This is a genomic window from Modestobacter sp. SSW1-42 (genome assembly GCF_046635825.1).
In the GTDB taxonomy this organism is placed as follows: domain Bacteria; phylum Actinomycetota; class Actinomycetes; order Mycobacteriales; family Geodermatophilaceae; genus Modestobacter.
Window position 1 is genome coordinate 47,120 of the sequence record NZ_JBISCA010000002.1, and the last position, 16,740, is coordinate 63,859.

19 protein-coding genes are annotated in these 16,740 nt (G+C 74.6%); 1 reads left to right on the forward strand and 18 read right to left on the reverse strand.

Annotation, left to right across the window (positions count from 1 at the left end; translation table 11 throughout):
* Positions 1 to 65 precede the first annotated feature (65 nt).
* From ACGBYP_RS05520 to rpsP, 10 genes are all read right to left on the reverse strand, one after another.
* Positions 66 to 386: a DUF2469 domain-containing protein gene (locus tag ACGBYP_RS05520; RefSeq protein ID WP_036339823.1), complete on the reverse strand. Its 321-nt coding sequence runs from the start codon at positions 384 to 386 to the stop codon at positions 66 to 68.
* Entirely contained in the window at positions 383 to 1,177 is a 795-nt protein-coding gene (locus tag ACGBYP_RS05525) for a ribonuclease HII (RefSeq protein ID WP_411582276.1), read from the reverse strand. The genes ACGBYP_RS05520 and ACGBYP_RS05525 overlap by 4 nt, the downstream gene beginning before the upstream one ends.
* A 218-nt stretch (positions 1,178 to 1,395) precedes the next feature.
* A complete protein-coding gene (locus ACGBYP_RS05530; protein ID WP_411582277.1) occupies positions 1,396 to 2,100 on the reverse strand; it encodes a LuxR C-terminal-related transcriptional regulator in 705 nt (234 codons plus the stop codon).
* An 88-nt stretch (positions 2,101 to 2,188) separates the two neighbouring features.
* Positions 2,189 to 3,226: a signal peptidase I gene (gene lepB / locus ACGBYP_RS05535; RefSeq protein WP_411582278.1), complete on the reverse strand. Its 1,038-nt coding sequence runs from the start codon at positions 3,224 to 3,226 to the stop codon at positions 2,189 to 2,191.
* Between the two features lie 131 nt (positions 3,227 to 3,357).
* Complete coding sequence (gene rplS, locus ACGBYP_RS05540) at positions 3,358 to 3,714, reverse strand: 50S ribosomal protein L19 (protein ID WP_411582279.1); 357 nt, start codon at positions 3,712 to 3,714, stop codon at positions 3,358 to 3,360.
* A 157-nt stretch (positions 3,715 to 3,871) separates the two neighbouring features.
* Positions 3,872 to 4,369 carry an NUDIX hydrolase gene (locus ACGBYP_RS05545; RefSeq protein ID WP_411582280.1) on the reverse strand — a complete coding sequence of 166 codons (498 nt, stop codon included), beginning with the start codon at positions 4,367 to 4,369 and terminating at the stop codon, positions 3,872 to 3,874.
* Positions 4,366 to 5,121 carry a tRNA (guanosine(37)-N1)-methyltransferase TrmD gene (gene trmD, locus ACGBYP_RS05550; protein WP_411582281.1) on the reverse strand — a complete coding sequence of 252 codons (756 nt, stop codon included), beginning with the start codon at positions 5,119 to 5,121 and terminating at the stop codon, positions 4,366 to 4,368. The genes ACGBYP_RS05545 and trmD overlap by 4 nt, the downstream gene beginning before the upstream one ends.
* A complete protein-coding gene (rimM, locus tag ACGBYP_RS05555) occupies positions 5,118 to 5,633 on the reverse strand; it encodes a ribosome maturation factor RimM (RefSeq protein ID WP_411582282.1) in 516 nt (171 codons plus the stop codon). Before rimM ends, trmD begins: the two co-directional genes overlap by 4 nt.
* Before the next feature lie 44 nt (positions 5,634 to 5,677).
* Positions 5,678 to 5,914 (reverse strand): RNA-binding protein, encoded by a 237-nt coding sequence (locus tag ACGBYP_RS05560; protein ID WP_163612139.1) that lies wholly within the window; start codon positions 5,912 to 5,914, stop codon positions 5,678 to 5,680.
* A gap of 3 nt (positions 5,915 to 5,917) precedes the next feature.
* Positions 5,918 to 6,400: a 30S ribosomal protein S16 gene (rpsP, locus tag ACGBYP_RS05565; RefSeq protein WP_411582283.1), complete on the reverse strand. Its 483-nt coding sequence runs from the start codon at positions 6,398 to 6,400 to the stop codon at positions 5,918 to 5,920.
* Positions 6,401 to 6,539: 139 nt separating this feature from the next.
* On the opposite strand from rpsP, the gene ACGBYP_RS05570 reads away from it, so the two are divergent.
* The gene (locus tag ACGBYP_RS05570) at positions 6,540 to 7,013 is read left to right on the forward strand and encodes a VOC family protein (RefSeq protein ID WP_411582284.1); all 474 of its coding nucleotides are present in this window, start codon (positions 6,540 to 6,542) and stop codon (positions 7,011 to 7,013) included.
* 58 nt (positions 7,014 to 7,071) lie between these two features.
* Here ACGBYP_RS05570 and ACGBYP_RS05575 read toward each other — a convergent pair whose 3' ends face one another.
* The 8 genes from ACGBYP_RS05575 to ACGBYP_RS05610 all read right to left on the reverse strand — a co-directional run bounded on the left by ACGBYP_RS05575 (position 7,072) and on the right by ACGBYP_RS05610 (position 16,407).
* Entirely contained in the window at positions 7,072 to 8,808 is a 1,737-nt protein-coding gene (locus ACGBYP_RS05575) for a proline--tRNA ligase (RefSeq protein WP_411582285.1), read from the reverse strand.
* Positions 8,809 to 8,890: 82 nt separating this feature from the next.
* Positions 8,891 to 9,061 carry a hypothetical protein gene (locus ACGBYP_RS05580; protein ID WP_411582286.1) on the reverse strand — a complete coding sequence of 57 codons (171 nt, stop codon included), beginning with the start codon at positions 9,059 to 9,061 and terminating at the stop codon, positions 8,891 to 8,893.
* A 38-nt stretch (positions 9,062 to 9,099) separates the two neighbouring features.
* Positions 9,100 to 10,185: an amidohydrolase family protein gene (locus ACGBYP_RS05585; protein ID WP_411582287.1), complete on the reverse strand. Its 1,086-nt coding sequence runs from the start codon at positions 10,183 to 10,185 to the stop codon at positions 9,100 to 9,102.
* 4 nt (positions 10,186 to 10,189) lie between these two features.
* Positions 10,190 to 11,767 carry a signal recognition particle protein gene (gene ffh, locus ACGBYP_RS05590; protein WP_411582288.1) on the reverse strand — a complete coding sequence of 526 codons (1,578 nt, stop codon included), beginning with the start codon at positions 11,765 to 11,767 and terminating at the stop codon, positions 10,190 to 10,192.
* Between the two features lie 142 nt (positions 11,768 to 11,909).
* Entirely contained in the window at positions 11,910 to 12,101 is a 192-nt protein-coding gene (locus tag ACGBYP_RS05595) for a hypothetical protein (protein WP_411582289.1), read from the reverse strand.
* 122 nt (positions 12,102 to 12,223) lie between these two features.
* Positions 12,224 to 14,593: a [protein-PII] uridylyltransferase gene (locus tag ACGBYP_RS05600; protein ID WP_411582290.1), complete on the reverse strand. Its 2,370-nt coding sequence runs from the start codon at positions 14,591 to 14,593 to the stop codon at positions 12,224 to 12,226.
* A gap of 126 nt (positions 14,594 to 14,719) precedes the next feature.
* On the reverse strand, positions 14,720 to 15,058 hold the full coding sequence (locus ACGBYP_RS05605) for a P-II family nitrogen regulator (RefSeq protein WP_163612145.1): 339 nt from the start codon (positions 15,056 to 15,058) through the stop codon (positions 14,720 to 14,722).
* Entirely contained in the window at positions 15,055 to 16,407 is a 1,353-nt protein-coding gene (locus ACGBYP_RS05610; RefSeq protein ID WP_411582291.1) for an ammonium transporter, read from the reverse strand. The genes ACGBYP_RS05605 and ACGBYP_RS05610 overlap by 4 nt, the downstream gene beginning before the upstream one ends.
* Positions 16,408 to 16,740 lie beyond the last annotated feature (333 nt).

Here is a 16,740-nt window from a genome sequence, read left to right on the forward strand (position 1 = left end):
TCGGTGTGGACAGCGGCGCGCGACCGCCGGTCAGCGGGAGGCAGCCTGACCCGGTGGAGCAGGGGTCAGGGCAGGCGCGGGTTGTCGGGCAGCTCGAGGTCGGGCTTGTCCAGCTCCTCGACGTTGACGTCCTTGAACGTCACGACCCGCACGTTCTTCACGAACCGGGCGGGGCGGTACATGTCCCACACCCAGGCGTCGGAGAGCGTGAGCTCGAAGAACACCTCTCCGCCGGCGTCGCGGACCTGGAGGTCGACGCTGTTGGCCAGGTAGAAGCGCCGCTCGGTCTCCACCACGTAGGAGAACTGGCGGACGATGTCCTTGTACTCGCGATAGAGCTGCAGCTCCATCTCGGTCTCGTACTTCTCGAGGTCCTCGGTGCTCATCGCGCGTGCTCCATCGGTGCCGGGGACGTCAGTGCCGCAGCCGGGGACCCGGGCGGCACCGCTCCATCATCGTGCATGGCGGCCGGCGCCGACACCGACCCCGTGCGCGCGGCGTGCGCGTCCCGGGCCCGGGCCACGTTCACGAAGCGCATCCGGTGTTCCACGCAGGGGCCGTGGCGGTCGAGGGCGGCGCTGTGCACGTCGGTGATGTAGCCCTTGTGCTCGGCGAAGCCGTACTCGGGGAACCGCCCGTCGAGCTCGACCATGACCCGGTCCCGGGTGACCTTGGCCAGCACCGAGGCCGCGGCGACGCAGGCCGCCACCCGGTCGCCCTTCCAGACCGCCAGCGAGGGCTGGGACAGGCCGCTGACGGGGAACCCGTCGCTGAGCACGTAGTCGGGCCCCGGCTGCAGGGCGCGCACGGCCCGGCGCAGCGCCTCGATGTTGGTCACGTGCATCCCGCGGGCGTCGAGCTCCCCGACGGGGACCGACACCACCGACCAGGCCAGCGCCCGGTCGACCACCTCGGCGTAGACCTCCTCGCGCGTGGCGGGGTTGAGCAGCTTGGAGTCCGCCAGCCCGGGCACCTTCCCCCGCCGACCGGCGGGGAGCACGCAGGCGGCGGCGACCAGCGGTCCGGCGCAGGCGCCACGGCCGGCCTCGTCGGTCCCGGCGATGGCCTCGAACCCGCGGCGACGCAGCCGGCGTTCCATCGCCCAGAGGTCGTCGCGGGCGTCGTCCGCCGCCGTCCGGCGCGGGCGTGGTCCGGCGGGGAGAGGTCGAGCGGCCATCGCCTGCCGACAGTACGTCGGCCCTCCGGGTCCGTCGGTGTCCGGTCGGACACCCCGTCACCGGAGGCACCGCGGGCCGGTCCCCGGGGGAACGGGGACCGGCCCGTGGCCTCCGGCCGGACCCGGCGTCGGCCGGGCCGGCCGGTGGCGGGGACGAGACCGTCCCCGCCGGCTCGGGGCCCGGACGCCGCACCGGCGGCCGGGCACGGTGCGGCGGGTCAGCCGCCCGTGGAGTCCAGGGAGTGGGCTCCGCAGGTGCAGCCGGGGATCCGCGCGGACAGCACCAGGGAGACCGCGTGCGCCCGGTCGCGGGCACCGAGCTTGCGCAGGATGGCCTTGACGTGGGACTTCACGGTGTCCTCGGAGATGAAGAGGTTCTTGCCGATCACCCGGTTGGTCTGCCCCTGCACCAGCTCGTCGAGGACGTCGGCCTCCCGGCGGGTGAGCGGGGCCTCGAGGGTGAGCTCGCGGGCCTGCGGCTCGGCCTCGGCCTCCCCGCGGCGGACCTGCGGGTCGACGACGGTGCGCCCGGCGCGGGCGGCCAGCACGGCCCAGCCCAGCAGGGTCGGCGAGGTGTTCATCAGCAGGTAGCCGCGGACCCCGGCGGCCAGCGCCTCGTTGACCGCCCCGGGCTCGTCGGAGGCGGCCAGGGCCACCACGGCCACGTGCGGGTGCCGGCGCCGCAGGTCCCGGACGGCGTTGAGCGCGGCGGCGCGCCCGATGCCGAGCTCGACGACCACGGCGTCCGGCCGGGCCGCGTCGGCCAGGGCGCCGGCGCGGCGGAGCTCCCCCGGTGCACCCACGACCTGCAGCCCGGCGGTCTCGTCGAGCATCCCGCTCAGGCCACGGCGCAGGACCGGCGCATCGGCGAGCACCAGCACGCGGGTGACGCCGCGGAACGGGCTCGGCACAGGGGTGGACACAGCAGTTCTCCGCTCGGGAAGGGGCTCTCCCCCCGTGCATCGGACGGCCCGGCGGCGTCCTTGAGCGGCGACGCCCAGGACGGGTGACTCAGCGGGGGTCCGGCTCCCGGCCCGGTCGGGTCTGTGCCGGGCGCCGGACCCGCCGCCACCCGGTGCGGGGCGGACGGCGGGAGGGGCCGGTGAGCCGAGCGCGCCGGGACCGCAGCCGACGGCGGGCGGCCGTGAGCGGCACCGCCCCGGCCAGCCCGAGCACGTAGGGCACCGCGAGCGCCGCTGCGCCCTGCACCGGCCGCTGGACGTCGTCGACGCCCGGCACGGACTGGCCCTGGGCCTGCTGCGGCTGGATGTCGGGGGCGTGCAGCACGCCGAAGCGGTCGACCGGCCAGACGATCAGCGCGGCCTTGCCGATCACGTCGTCCACGCCGATCGTGCCGGCGTACTGGTCCTGCATGTGCGCCTTGGAGTCCGCCGACGCCGAGCGGTGGTCGCCCATCACCCACAGCCGGCCCTCGGGGACGACGACCGGGCTGAACTCGCGCCCGGTCTGCCCACCCGCGCCCAGCGGGGAGTCCTGGTAGATGTACGGCTCGTCCAGGGGCTGGCCGTCGACCAGGACCCGGCCCTGCGGGTCGCAGCACTCGACGGTCTGGCCGCCGGTGGCGATCACCCGCTTGACGTAGTCGTCCTCGCTCGGCGGCGCGACGCCGATGGCGCGGCCCAGCGTGAGCAGCGCACCGGAGACCCAGTTGCCGGGCTCGGCGACGGTGATCTCCGGGGACCAGGTGTCCGGGCCGCGGAAGACGACGATGTCGCCGGGCTCGGGCTCGCCGAACCAGTAGGGCACCTTGTTGACCAGCACCCGGTCGCCGGTGCACCCGGTGCAGCCGTGCAGCGTCTGCTCCATCGACCCCGAGGGGATGAAGAAGGCCTGCACGAGGAACGTCTTGACCACCAGGGCCAGGACGAACGCGATCACCAGCAGCACGGGCAGCTCGCGGAGCAGGGAGCCCTTCTTGACCGCCGCGTGGCCTCCGCGACCGCTCGCGCTCGCCGCCGGACCCGCGACCGGGTCGGTGGGCTCGCCGGGACGGGGGTCGGCCGGCTCGTCAGGCCCGTGCGTGCTCATCACGACCCAGCGTACGGTCCGCCGCCCCGCGTCACCGGCGACCCGCCCACCCGGCCGGACCGCACCGGGCCCGGCAGACGCGACCGGCCCGGCTGCCGTGGGCAGCCGGGCCGGTCGGGACGTGCAGTGGGTCAGCGGGAGACGATCTCGCGCTTCTCCTTGATCTTGGCGGCCTTGCCGCGCAGCTCGCGCAGGTAGTAGAGCTTGGCCCGGCGGACGTCACCGCGGGTCAGCACCTCGATCTTCTCGACCACGGGGGTGTGCACCGGGAAGGTGCGCTCCACGCCGACGCCGAAGCTGACCTTGCGCACGGTGAAGGTCTCGCGGATGCCGCCGCCCTGGCGCCGGATGATGACGCCCTGGAAGACCTGCACACGAGAGCGGTTGCCCTCGATGACCCGCACGTGCACCTTCACGGTGTCCCCGGGCCGGAAGTCGGGGATGTCGTCGCGCAGCGACGCGGAGTCGAGGGCGTCCAGGGTGTTCATCGCAGCAGTCCTCAGTTCTAGCGGATCGTCGTGGTACGGGCAGCGGTGTCCCGGTGCCTCAGTACCGGGTGGCTGCGCTCCACCGCCCGCTACGGGGGCGGAGCCACCACCGGAGTGGACCCGGCGGCCTGCAGCAGCTCTCTACTGTGCCACATCTTCAGTCGACGATGCGTGGCGGCCCTGCCCAGGGACCCTCCAGCACCTCCGCCAGCGCCCCGGCCAGCGTGCGCGGCGCGAAGGACTCGCCACTGGCGGCGAGCTCGGCGACCGACCACCAGCGGTGCGGCTGGTCGGCGGCCAGCTCCTCGGCGGTGCGCCCGCTGACGTCGACGGTGTGGACGACGCCCCGCAGCGCGAAGTACGTCTCCCGCGAGTCGACGACGGTCTCCCCCCACGGCCACACGTGCCGGCGCAGCCAGACGGGGCCCTCCAGCGCGGACGCCTCGACGACCAGGCCCAGCTCCTCGGCCAACTCGCGGACGGCGGCGGTGCGGAGGTCCTCGCCGTCCTCGACGCCGCCTCCGGGGGTGTACCAGAACCGGACCGGCGACCCGGGCTCCGGCGCAGCTCCCCGGGAACCGAGCAGCAGCACCCTCCCCTGCGGGTCGATGACCAGCACCCGGCTGGCCGGCCGCACCCAGGGCGCAGCGGTCACGCCCGGCCCGGCGGGTCCGCGTCGAGCGCGGCCCGGTCGGTGGCGTCCAGCGCGCCGTCGGGCAGCGCGGCCAGCAGGTCGGGACGACGGTCGGCGGTGCGGCGCAGCGACTGGCCGCGGCGCCACCGGGCGATCGCGGCGTGGTCACCGGACAGCAGCACCGGCGGGACGTCGAGGCCGCGCCAGGAGGCGGGGCGGGTGTAGGCCGGGCCCTCGAGCAGGCCGTCGGCGTGCGAGTCGAACTCGACGGACTCGGCGTTGCCGACGACGCCGGGGATCAGCCGGGTGACCGCCTCGACCATCACCAGCACCGCGGACTCGCCGCCGGCCAGCACGTAGTCGCCGATGGAGACCTCCGACACCGGCCCGGAGCCGGCGGCCCAGTCGGCGACGCGCTGGTCGATGCCCTCGTACCGGCCGCAGGCGAACACCAGCCCGGGCTCGGTGGCCCACCGCGCCGCCACGGCCTGGGTGAAGGGGCGTCCGGCCGGGGTGGGCACGACCAGGCGGGTGCCCGGGGGGCGGACGGCCTCCAGGGCACGACCCCACGGCTCGGGCCGCATGACCATCCCGGGCCCGCCGCCGTACGGGGAGTCGTCGACCGTGCGGTGGACGTCGTCGGTCCACTGCCGCAGGTCGTGCACGCCGATGTCGACGAGCCCGCGCTGGGCAGCCTTGCCCAGCAGCGACTGGCCCAGCGGGGCGAGGTACTCGGGGAAGATCGTCAGGACGTCGATCCGGAACGCCGTCACAGGTCGAGGAGCCCCTCGGGCGGGTCGACGACCAGTCGCCCCGCTGGCAGGTCGACGGTGGGCACGATGGCGCTGACGAAGGGCACCAGCAGCTCGCCGCCGCCGGTGCGGGTCAGCACGAGCAGCTCGGTGCCCTCGTGCCGCACGCCGGTCACCTCGCCGATCGGTGACCCGTCGGGCAGCACCGCGGCCAGCCCGACCAGCTGGTGGTCGTAGAAGGAGTCCGGGTCCTCCAGCGGCGGCAGCTCCGAGACCGGGACCAGCAGCTGGGTGTTGCGCAGTGCGTCGGCCGCCTCCCGGTCGGTCACGACGGTGCCGTCGGGCAGGGCGAGCGTCAGCAGCAGCGTGCCGCTGTGCCAGCGGGCGGCCTCGACGGTCAGCGGGCCGCGCCCGGCCGGATCGGTGAGCAGCGTCGTCCCGGGGGCGAAGCGCAGGTCGGGGTCGTCGGTGCGGACCTCGACGGTCACCTGACCACGGACACCGTGGGGCCGGCCGATGCGGCCGACCACCACGGTGTCGGTGTTCTGCGGGGTGGCGCCCGGGGCGCCGGGAGTGCTCAGCGCCCGTCGGTGTCGACGACGTCGACCCGCAGGCCGCGTCCCCCGACACCGGTCATGACCTGACGCAGCGCCTTGGCGGTGCGTCCGCCGCGGCCGATGACCTTCCCGAGGTCCTCGGGGTGGACCCGGACCTCGAGGGTCTTGCCGCGCCGGCCGTTGACCAGGTCGACCACGACGTCGTCGGGGTTGTCGACGATGCCCTTGACCAGGTGCTCGAGCGCCTCTTCCAGCACGTCTTACTCGGCGGGCGTCTCGGCGGCGGCAGCCGGCTCGGCCGCGGCCGGCTCGGCGGCAGCAGCCGGGGCGTCGGCGGCCGGGGCCGCGTCGGCCTTGGGAGCGGCCTTCTTCTTCGGGGTGGTGGCGTCGGCGGCCGGCTCACCCATGGCGGCGCGGGCGGCCTCCTCGTAGATGGCCTTCTTGTCGGCCTTCGGCTCGGCGACGCGCATGGGGGCCGGAGCCGGCTCGCCCTTGAACTTCTGCCAGTCGCCGGTCACCCGGAGGATGGCCCGCACGGCCTCGGTCGGCTGGGCGCCGACACCCAGCCAGTAGGCGGCGCGCTCGCCGTCGACCTCGATGAAGGAGGGCTCCTCCTTGGGGTGGTACTTGCCGATCGTCTCGATCGAACGACCGTCACGCTTGGTGCGGGCGTCGGCGACGACGATGCGGTAGTACGGCGCGCGCATCTTGCCCAGGCGCATGAGCTTGATCTTGGTGGCCACGAGTGTGGTGTGCTCCTCGAACGTGTGTGGTTGCTCGCCGGACGTACGCGTGGGGGTACGCACGGGGCGGAGCGATGGACACGGGCGGGAACGGTGAGAGGGCCGCCACCGCCGTGTTCGACCGACCATGATGCCAGACGTGGCGACCCACGCTCGACCCGAGGCCGGACTGCTGCACCACATCGAGCTGTGGGTGCCCGACCTGGCCCGGGCCGAGGCGTCGTGGGGCTGGCTGCTGACCCGCCTGGGCGCCGAGCCGTTCCAGCGCTGGGAGCACGGCCGCTCGTGGCGGTCCGGGTCGACGTACGTCGTGCTGGAGGAGTCACCGGCGCTGACCGGCGACCGGCACGACCGCCGCTCCCCCGGACTCAACCACCTGGCGTTCTGGGTCCCTGAACGGCTCCGTCCCGAGGCTCGCGGCGAGCGTATGAGTCGTGAGGAGGACGGGGTCCTCCCACTCGACGCCCTGGTCTCGGAGGCGCCCGCGCACGGCTGGACCCTGCTGTTCCCCGACCGGCACCCGTTCGCCGGCGGCCCGGACCACCGGGCCGCCTACCTCGAGGACGCCGACGGCTACGAGGTGGAACTGGTCGCCCGGGGTGCAGCCGGCTGACCGACCGTCCCGCCGGTGCGGGACAGGGCGGGACGGTCGGCCAGGTGGCTGGAGTGCCTCAGCCCCGGACGGCGGCGAGGACGGCGGCGGCTGCCTCGGCGACCGGCACCTCCGCGCGCTCGCCGGTCGCCCGGTCGCGCACCTCGATGACGCCGTCGGTCAGGCCGCGGCCGACCGTGACGATCGTCGGCATGCCCAGCAGCTCGGCGTCCTTGAACTTGACCCCGGGGCTGACCTTGGGCCGGTCGTCGAAGAGCACGGTCAGCCCGGCGGCGACCAGCTCACCGGCGAGGGTCTCGGCGAACTCGGACACCGCGGCGTCCTTGCCGGTGGCGACCAGGTGCACGTCGGCCGGGGCGACCGACCGCGGCCACACCAGGCCCAGCTCGTCGTGGGTGGACTCGGCGATCGCGGCGACCGCGCGGGACACCCCGATGCCGTAGGAGCCCATGGTCACCGTGACCAGCTTGCCGTTCTCGTCGAGGACCTTGAGGTCGAGCGCCTCGGCGTACTTGCGGCCCAGCGCGAAGATGTGGCCCATCTCCACGCCGCGGGCCAGCTCCAGCGGGCCGGAGCCGTCGGGCGCGGGGTCGCCGGCGAGCACCTCGGCCGCCTCGATCACGCCGTCCCAGGTGAAGTCGCGGCCGGCGACCAGGTCGAACACGTGCTTGCCGGCCTCGTTGGCACCGGTGATCCACCGGCTGCCCGGGACGACGCGCGGGTCGACCAGGTAGCGGATGCCGGTCGCGCTCTCAGCGCCCAGGGCCTGCGGCCCGATGTAGCCGCGGACCAGGCCGGGGTGGGCGGCGAAGTCGGTGAACGGCTCGATCTCGGCCGGGGAGACCTGGGCCTCCAGGCGCTTGGCGTCGACCTCCCGGTCGCCGGGCAGGCCGACGACCAGCGGCTCACGCGTGCCGTCGGGGTGCACCAGCGTGACCACGACGTTCTTGAGCGTGTGCGCCGCGGTGTAGCCGGCGTCGGGGAACCGCTCGTTCGCCACGGCCACCAGCGACTCGATGGTCGGGGTGTCGGGGGTGTCCTCGACATGGGCCGCGGGCAGCCCGTCGAACGGGACCGACGCGGGCACGACCGTGGTCACGGCCTCGACGTTGGCCGCGTAGCCACCGGGCGAGCGGACGAACGTGTCCTCGCCGATGGAGGTCGGGTGCAGGAACTCCTCGCTGCGCGAGCCGCCCATCGCCCCGGACATCGCCGAGACGATCACGTACTCGAGCCCGAGCCGCTCGAAGATCTTGATGTACGCCTCGCGGTGGGCCGCGTAGGAGGCGTCCAGCCCGGCGTCGTCCACGTCGAAGGAGTAGCTGTCCTTCATGGTGAACTCGCGGCCGCGGAACAGCCCGGCGCGGGGCCGCGCCTCGTCCCGGTACTTGGTCTGGATCTGGTAGAGCGAGACCGGCAGGTCCTTGTAGGAGCCGTAGAGGTCCTTCACCAGGAGCGTGAACATCTCCTCGTGGGTGGGCCCGAGCAGGAAGTCGTTGCCCCGCCGGTCCTGGAGCCGGAAGAGGTTGTCGCCGTACTCGGTCCAGCGGCCGGTGGCCTCGTAGGGCTCACGCGGCAGCAGCGCGGGGAAGTGCACCTCCTGCGCGCCCATCGCGTCCATCTCCTCGCGGACGATGCGCTCGACGTTCCGGAACACCCGCCAGCCCAGCGGCAGCCAGGTGAAGCCGCCCGGCGCGGCCCGCCGGATGTAGCCGCCCCGGGCGAGCAGGCGGTGGCTGGGGACCTCGGCGTCGGCCGGGTCGTCGCGCAGGGTGCGCAGGAACAGGGAGGACATCCGAAGGAGCACGGGTGGAGTCTCCCAGGCGACCCGCGACGAACGCCCACGGGTTTCGGCGGGCCGCCCGGGAGGCGCCGGGTCAGGCGGGCTCGGGGACCCCGCCGGGGTCGCCGCCCGGGTCGTCGGGCGTGGGCTCGACCGGCGCCGGGGGCAGCGGCTCGGGCGCGTCGGGCAGCAGCTCGCCCGGGTCGTCCGGGATGGGCGTGCTCGGGTCGATGAGGGGCTCCGGCTCAGGGAGTGGCGACACCATCCCGGCAGTCAACCAGCGACCGGGCGTCGGCGACAGGCTCAGCCGACGACGACGCCGCGCAGCACCGTGAGCCGGGGACCGGCCAGCGTGTCCAGGTCGGTGCGCGGGTCGGCGTCGTAGACGACGAGGTCGGCGGGCGCGCCCTCGCTGATGCCGGGCAGGCCGAGCCACTCGCGGGCGGCCCACGACCCGGCGGCGAGCGCGGCCTCGGCGGGCAGCCCGGCGTCGTGCAGCGCCCTGATCTCGTCGGCGACCAGGCCGTGGTCGATGCCGCCGCCGGCGTCGGTACCGGCGAACACCGGGACGCCGGCCTCGTACGCGGCCCGCACGACCGCACCGGAGCCGGCGTACAGCCGCCGCATCGTCGAGGCGTAGGCCGGGAACTTCGTCTCCCCCGCCGCGGCGAAGCCGGGGAAGTTCTCCACGTTGACCAGCGTCGGGACCACGGCGGTGCCGCGGTCGGCCATCTGGCCGACGAGCTCCTCGGTGAGCCCGGTGCCGTGCTCGATGCAGTCGATGCCGGCGGCGATGAGCGCGGGCAGCGCGTCGGTGCCGAAGGTGTGCGCGGTGACCCGGGCGCCCTCCTCGTGCGCGGCGGCGATCGCGGCGGCCAGCACGTCGTCGGGCCACTCCGGGGCGAGGTCGCCGACGCTGCGGTCGATCCAGTCGCCCACCAGCTTGACCCAGCCGTCACCGGCCCGCGCCTGCACCCGGACCTGGTCGGCGAGCTCCTCGGGCGCCAGCTCGATCGCCAGGCCAGGGAGGTAGCGGCGGGTCGCGGCGAGGTGCCGGCCGGCCCGCACGATCCGCGGCAGGTCGCCGAAGTCGTCGAGCGCCCGGGTGTCGACCGGCGACCCGCAGTCGCGCAGCGCCAGGACGCCGGCGGCCCGCTCGGTCAGCGCCTGCTCGCGCAGCCCGGCCAGGTCGGTCACGTGCCCGCCGCCGCGGGCGATGCCCACGTGACAGTGCGCGTCGACCAGCCCGGGCAGCAGGTACCCGCCCCGGCTGACCGTCTCCGCCCCCGGCACCCGCTCGAAGGTGAACCGCCCGCCGGTGACCCAGAGGTCGCGGTGCTCGCCCTCGGGGAGGACGACGCCGGCCAGGTGCAGCGCGGGGGCGGTCACCGGCTCAGCGGCCCTGGTCCTTGAACTGGCTGAAGTCCAGCTTGCTCAGGTCCGGCAGCGCCTGGCCCGGCGGCAGGCCCGGCACGCCACCGGGCATGCCGCCCGGCATGCCACCGGGGAAGCCCGCGCCGCCCATCGCACCCGGGGCGCCGATCGCGCGGCGGGCCGGCGGCTTCTTGGCCCCGCCCTTGCCCTTCTTGCCCTTGCCCCGGGAGGCGGCGGCCTGCTGCTGACGACCGCGGGCCTTCTTCGACATCGGGCCCATGCCGGGCATGCCCATGCTGCCGGCCATCTGGCCCATCATCTTCTGGGCCTGGCCGAAGCGCTCCAGCAGCTGGTTGACGTCGGTGACGCTGACCCCGGAGCCGTTGGCGATGCGCACCCGGCGCGAGGCGTTGATGATCTTGGGGGTGACCCGCTCGGCCGGGGTCATCGACCGGATGATCGCCGCGGTGCGGTCGAGGTCGCGGTCGTCGACCTGCTTGAGCTGCTCCTTCATCTGCCCGGCGCCGGGCAGCATGCCGAGCAGGTTCGCGATCGGGCCCATCTTGCGGATGGCCAGCATCTGCTCGAGGAAGTCCTCGAGGGTGAAGCCCTCGCGGCTGGCCAGCTTGCCGGCCATCTTCTCGGCCTGGTCGGCGTCGAAGGCCTGCTCGGCCTGCTCGATGAGGGTGAGGACGTCGCCCATGCCGAGGATGCGCGAGGCCATCCGCTCGGGGTGGAAGACGTCGAAGTCGGCCAGCTTCTCACCGGTCGAGGCGAACATGATCGGCTGGCCGGTGACGTGGCGGACCGACAGCGCGGCACCACCGCGGGCGTCGCCGTCGAGCTTGGTCAGCACGACGCCGGAGAAGCCGACCCCGTCCTGGAAGGCCAGCGCCGTGTTCACGGCGTCCTGGCCGATCATCGCGTCGACGACGAACAGCGTCTCGTCGGGCGAGACCGCGTCCCGGATGCCGGCGGCCTGGGCCATCAGCTCGGCGTCGATGCCCAGCCGGCCGGCGGTGTCGACGACGACGACGTCGTGCATGGTGCGCCGGGCGTGCTCGATGGACTCGCGCGCGACGGCGATCGGGTCGCCCACGCCGTTGCCCGGCGCCGGGGCGAAGACGTCGACCCCGGCCTGGCCGGCGACCACCGACAGCTGCTGTACCGCGTTGGGCCGCTGCAGGTCGCAGGCCACCAGCAGCGGGGTGTGCCCCTGCGCCTTGAGCCAGCGGCCGAGCTTGCCGGCCAGCGTGGTCTTGCCGGCGCCCTGGAGGCCGGCCAGCATGATCACCGTCGGTGACGTCTTGGCGTAGCGGATGCGGCGGGTCTCCCCGCCCAGGATGTCGACGAGCTCCTCGCTGACGATCTTGATCATCTGCTGCGCGGGGTTCAGCGCACCGGAGACCTCCGCGCCGCGGGCCCGCTCCTTGACCGCCGCGATGAACGACCGGACGACGGGCAGCGCGACGTCGGCCTCGAGCAGGGCGATCCGGATCTCGCGCGCGGTGGCGTCGATGTCCTCGTCGGAGAGCCGGCCCTTGCCGCGCAGACCGGTGAAGACCTTGTCCAGGCGGTCGGAGAGGGTCTCGAACACAGCACGTCCTCACAGCACTCGGGCGTGCAGCCGGCTGCGGCCCCACGGGGCCGGCGGACCGGCTCGGGCTCCCGGGGCCACCCCGGGGCCGTCACGCCACCTGTGTCCAGGGTAATGGCCCGCCCCGGGGAGCGGTCCGCCGTCAGGCGGCGCGGTGGTGGACCTCGGCGCGCGGGGTCGGCGACCACCCGACGACCAGGGCGGTTCCGCACTCGGTGCACGCCCACTCGGGGCAGGCGCTGCCGTCGGCGGTGTGGCCGTCGACGCAGGTGGGCTGCTCGAAGTCGGTGTCCTCGCCACAGGTGGGGCAGGGCAGGGTCTGCAGGTCGCTCATCGGGGGCCCCTCTCGTCTCGGCGCCGGTCGTCGTCCGGCACCTCGAACGTCTCACGGGGGTACGACAGGAACGGGGAGCCACCCGCCGGCGTGTCGAGCTCGCGCCCGGGCCCGGCCTCCTGCTAGCGGCCGGCCGGGTCGGGGACGTCACCGCCGGCGGCGGCCACCAGCGCCCGCTCGGCGTGCCGGCGCTGCACCGGGTCGATCGCGGTCCCGGCCGGGTCGCTGACGTAGAAGGCGTCGACGGCGTCCCCGCCGAGGGTCTCGACGGTCGCCGAGGTGACGTCGAGCCCGGCCTCGGCCAGGGCGGCGGTGAGCCGGTGCAGCAGCCCGGCGCGGTCGGTGGCGCGCACCTCGACCAGCCCGGTGATGCCGGTGGCCTCGGCGTCGAACCAGGACACCCGGGGCGGGCGCACACCGGCGGCGTCCTGGCTGTAGTCGCGCTCACGCTGCCGCAGCCGCTCGGCCAGCGGCAGCGTGCCCTCCAGAGCGGCACGGACCCCGTCGGCCAGGATCTCGGGCACCGGCGCGCGCCCGAAGTGCGGCCGCACCGCGAACACCAGCGTGCCGTGCCCCTCGGCGACGCTGACCCGGGCGGCCCGCACGTCGAGCTGGTTGAGCGCCAGCACGCCGGCGCACAGGCTGAACAGGCCCGGCCGGTCGGGGGCGCCAATGGTGACCTGCTGACCGTCCAGGACGTCCTCCACCCCGACCGTGACCGGCTCGGTGTGGCCCTCGAGCACCGGCGCCGGTGCGGTGACCTGCGGGGCGGTGGGCTCCAGCACCGGCTCGGGGACCGGCGCGCTGCCCAGCCGGGCGGCGACCCGCGCGACGAGGGCGGCCACCAGGTGGGCCTTCCACGGCGACCAGGCCGAGGTGCTGGTCGCCGCACCGTCGGCCTGGGCCAGGGCGTGCAGCAGCTGCAGCAGCGCGGCGTCGGCGCCGATCGCCTCGACCACCCGGTCGACGGTCTTGGGGTCGTCGAGGTCGCGGCGGGTGGCCACGTCGGGGAGCAGCAGGTGGTGCTCGACCATCGCCGACAGCGTCGTGACGTCGACCGGGCTGAACCCCATCCGGGCCGCCATCTCGGCCACCACCACCATGCCGACCTCGGTGTGGTCGCCGGGCCAGCCCTTGCCGATGTCGTGCAGCAGCGCGCCGACCAGCAGCAGGTCGGGCCGGTCGACGTCCCGGGTGAGCTCGGAGGCCGCGGCGGCGGCCTCGACGAGGTGCCGGTCGACGGTGAACCGGTGCCACGGGTGCCGTTGCGGCAGCGACCGCACCCGGTCCCACTCCGGCAGCATCCGGGCCAGCAGCCCCTCCTGGTCCAGCTGCTCGAGCACCGGGACGGCGCTGCGCCCGCTGGCCAGCAGCCGCAGGAAGGACCAGCGGACCTCCGGCGGCCAGGGCTCGGGCAGCGGCGGGGCGTGCACGGCCAGCACCTTGAGCGTGTACGGCGACAGCAGCAGGTCCGCCCGGGCCGCGGCGGCGGCCCCGCGCAGCACGAGGCCGGGGTCGGCGGCCGGGCGGGCGTCGCGGGCCAGCACCACCTCGTCGCCCTGGCGGACCAGCCCCTCGGCCAGCGGCTCGCGGCGCACCCGCCGGTAGCGGGCGCGGGGCCGGCGGACGAGGGCGCTGTCGACCCGGCGCCAGGTCTCGTCGGCGACGAACGCCAGCCGCCGCCCGGCCAGGCTGACCCGGCGCAGCAGCAGGTCGTCGTCGGGGACGCCGTCGGTGACCAGCCCCAGGGCGCGGGCCACCGGTGCCTGCTCCTGCCGCACCAGCGCGTCGTTGGCCCGCCCGGTGCTGGCGCGGAGGGCGTCGCGCACGTCGAGCAGGAACGCGTAGGCCTCCCCCGCGTCGGCCGGCGCCTCGTCGGCCAGCTGGGCGGCGGCCAGGGCGCGCAGCACCTGCCCCTCGCGCAGCCCGCCGTAGGCCTCCTTGAGGTCGGGCTCGAGCAGGAAGCCGAGCTCGCCGACCTGGCGGCCGCGCGCCCGGCGCAGGTCGCGCAGCTGGGGCAGCAGCCGGCCGGCGTGCTGCCGCCAGGAGGCGAGCGTGGCGGTGCGCAGGCCGGCGGTCACCGCCGGGTCCCCGGCCACGTGCCGGGCATCGAGCAGGCTCAGCCCGGCCTTGACGTCCTCGGCGGCCACCGAGACCGCCTCGGGCACGGTGCGCACCGAGTGGTCCAGCCGCAGCCCGGCGTCCCAGATCGGGTACCAGACGGCGTCGGCCAGCGCGGCGATCTCCGGCCGGCCGTCGTGCACCAGCACCAGGTCCAGGTCGCCGTGCGGGGGCAGCTCCCGGCGTCCGAGGCTGCCGACGGCCACCAGCGCGATACCGGTCGAGGCCGGCTCGGACGGCGGGCCGCCGCGCCGCCGGTCGGGGCGCGGGGTGCCGGCGAGGGCCTCGGCCAGCAGGCCGGCGAGCCACTCGTCGACCACCCGGACGCGCTCGGCGCGGGGCAGGGCGGGCAGGGCTGCGGGGTCGAGCACGGGCACCTCTCCGGAGTCCGACGGCGGGAACGGCGTCGGCCGGGGCAGCGGGTCTCCCCCACCACCCCGGCCGACGTCAGGTCACCGGGCGCGCGTCAGCGCGTGCGGCCTTGCCAGCGCCGTGCCTCAGAGGGCGTCGGCGCCGCGCTCGCCGGTGCGGACACGGACGATCTCGTCGATCGTCGTCACCCACACCTTGCCGTCGCCGATCTGGCCGGTGGAGGCGGACTCCACGACCGCGTCGACGACCCGGGCGGCGTCGGTCTCGCTGACGACGACCTCGATGCGCACCTTGGGGACGAAGTCCACCTGGTACTCCGCACCGCGGTAGACCTCGGTGTGGCCGCGCTGGCGGCCGAAGCCCTGGACCTCGCTCACGGTCAGACCGGCGATGCCGATCAGCTCCAGGGCGTTCTTGACGTCGTCGAGCTTGAACGGCTTGACGATCGCGGTGATCAGCTTCATGCGCGGGTCGCTCCTTCGGTGTTACGGGCCTCGGCACGCGCCTGGCCGGTCAGGGTCGCCGCACCACTGCCGCCCCCGAGGGAGACGAAGTCGTAGGCGCTCTCAGCATGCTCGACGGTGTCGATGCCGGTGACCTCGTCCTCCTCCGAGATGCGGAAGCCCATCGTCTTCTGGATGGCGAGGCCGATCACGTAGGTGAGGACGAAGGAGTAGGCCAGCACGGCCACCGCGCCCACCACCTGCCGCCAGAGCTGGTCGACGCCGCCGCCGTAGAAGAGGCCGTCGATGCCGGCGGGTGCGTCCTCGGTGGCCAGGAAGCCGATCAGGATGGTGCCGACGAGGCCGCCGACGAGGTGGACGCCGACGACGTCGAGCGAGTCGTCGTAGCCCAGCTTGAACTTCAGCCCGACGGCCAGGGCGCAGAGCGCACCGGCGACCAGGCCGACGACGATCGCGCCGATCGGCGACACCGAGGCGCACGCCGGGGTGATCGCCACCAGGCCCGCGACGACGCCGGAGGCGCCACCGAGCGAGGTGGAGTGGCCGTCGCGGATCTTCTCCACCAGCAGCCAGGCCAGCGCCGCGGCACCGGTGGCGACCATGGTGTTGACCCAGGCGACGGCGGCGGTGTTGTTCGCGGCCAGGGCGGAGCCGGCGTTGAAGCCGAACCAGCCGAACCACAGCAGCCCGGCGCCGAGCATCACCAGCGGCAGGTTGTGCGGGCGCATCGGGTCGCGGCCGAAGCCACGGCGCTTGCCCAGCACCAGCGCGAGCGCCAGGCCCGCGGCACCGGCGTTGATGTGCACCGCGGTGCCGCCGGCGAAGTCCAGGGCGGCCAGGTCGTTGGCGATCCAGCCACCGGTGTGGGTGACGGTGCCGTCGTCCTCGGTGACGGTGAAGTCGAAGACCCAGTGCGCGACCGGGAAGTAGACGACCGAGCTCCAGATGCCGGTGAAGACCATCCAGGCGCTGAACTTGGCCCGGTCGGCGATCGCACCGGAGATCAGGGCGACGGTGATGATGGCGAAGACGGCCTGGAAGCCGACGAACGCCATGACCGGGTAGCCGCCGGCCTCGCTGGTGGTGTCCTCCATCAGGCCCTTGAGGCCGAGGAACTCGTTCGGGTCGCCGATGAGGCCGAGGCCGGCGTCGTCGCCGAAGGCGAACGAGTAGCCGTAGAGCACCCAGAGCACGCTGATGAGCGCCAGCGCCCCGAAGCTCATCATCATCATGTTCAGCACGCTCTTCGCGCGGACCATGCCGCCGTAGAAGAGCGCGAGGCCTGGGGTCATCAGCAGCACGAGGGCGGCGCTGGTGAGGATCCAGGCGGTGTCGCCGGTGTTGACCACGGCAACCTCCTGAGGGTGTCGTCGGCCAGGGGCCGCAAGCGGGGACCCGAGGGACCTCGGGGGACGAACGCCGCCCGGAGGCGGTCAGGGCAAGACGGTGCCGACACCGTGTTTCCGCGAGCGACCTGGACGTGTTTCGCGACCGTGAACTCGCGGTCGCGTGTCGGTCCCGGATGTTCCGGCCGTGTTGCCGGTGCGCCGGAGGGGACCGTCCGTGACCGTCCGGGTGGGTCAGGTCACGCCACCCGCCGTTCACCGGAGCTTCTTGCAAGGCATGTGCAGTTGCCAACGCTGTGCAATAAGGTCGCCGCGAGCGCTGCGGGCCACCCCGCC

Bases quoted from the DNA above. Each gene is read 5' to 3' on its own strand.
- ACGBYP_RS05520 (WP_036339823.1), bottom strand. From the start codon at position 386: ATGAGCACCGAGGACCTCGAGAAGTACGAGACCGAGATGGAGCTGCAG.
- ACGBYP_RS05525 (WP_411582276.1), bottom strand. From the start codon at position 1,177: ATGGCCGCTCGACCTCTCCCCGCCGGACCACGCCCGCGCCGGACGGCG.
- lepB (WP_411582278.1), bottom strand. From the start codon at position 3,226: ATGAGCACGCACGGGCCTGACGAGCCGGCCGACCCCCGTCCCGGCGAG.
- rplS (WP_411582279.1), bottom strand. From the start codon at position 3,714: ATGAACACCCTGGACGCCCTCGACTCCGCGTCGCTGCGCGACGACATC.
- ACGBYP_RS05575 (WP_411582285.1), bottom strand. From the start codon at position 8,808: ATGTCCTCCCTGTTCCTGCGCACCCTGCGCGACGACCCGGCCGACGCC.
- ACGBYP_RS05580 (WP_411582286.1), bottom strand. From the start codon at position 9,061: ATGGTGTCGCCACTCCCTGAGCCGGAGCCCCTCATCGACCCGAGCACG.
- ACGBYP_RS05595 (WP_411582289.1), bottom strand. From the start codon at position 12,101: ATGAGCGACCTGCAGACCCTGCCCTGCCCCACCTGTGGCGAGGACACC.
- ACGBYP_RS05605 (WP_163612145.1), bottom strand. From the start codon at position 15,058: ATGAAGCTGATCACCGCGATCGTCAAGCCGTTCAAGCTCGACGACGTC.